Annotated in this window: 1 protein-coding gene; it reads left to right on the top strand. The window is 72.6% G+C overall.

Annotated features, from left to right (window positions below; all coding sequences use genetic code 11):
- Positions 1-427, top strand: a 427-nt coding sequence (locus tag G3I71_RS48215; protein WP_164325305.1) for a hypothetical protein, incomplete at both ends; no start/stop codon positions are given.

Genomic DNA, 427 nt, shown 5'->3' with positions numbered 1-427 from the left:
TGCGTCGTCGGGCTCGTGGGGGCCGCGGCCATCGGCAACGGCGTGTACGCGTACGTCGAGATCGACGGCGTCGCGGCCTCGATGAACGAGTTCGTCGTCGTCGAGAACACGGTGGGCAGCGCGACCAGCGTCGTGCACGAGGACCAGCTCAAGGCCCGCATGATCGTCGCGCAGATCGCCGCGACGCGCGGCAACGAGCAGAAGCAGTGGGTCGCGCGGGTCGCGGCGAACGACGCCGAGATGAACGAGGCGCGCGCGGTCGTCGACGCGCACCCGCGGTTCCGGGACGACCCGCGGTGGCGGGACTTCTCCGACGGGCTCGACGCGTGGACGCAGGCCCGCGACACGACGATCGTGCCCGCGGCCCTGTCGGGTGACCCGGCCGCGTACGAGGCCGCGACCGACGACGTCAGCCAGCCGCTCTTCG

Origin of the sequence: Streptomyces sp. SID12501 (genome assembly GCF_010550245.1) — a bacterium.
Taxonomy (GTDB): domain Bacteria; phylum Actinomycetota; class Actinomycetes; order Streptomycetales; family Streptomycetaceae; genus Streptomyces.
The sequence above is the reverse complement of the archived record's forward strand: the minus strand, read 5'-3'. Positions and strand labels throughout refer to the sequence as shown.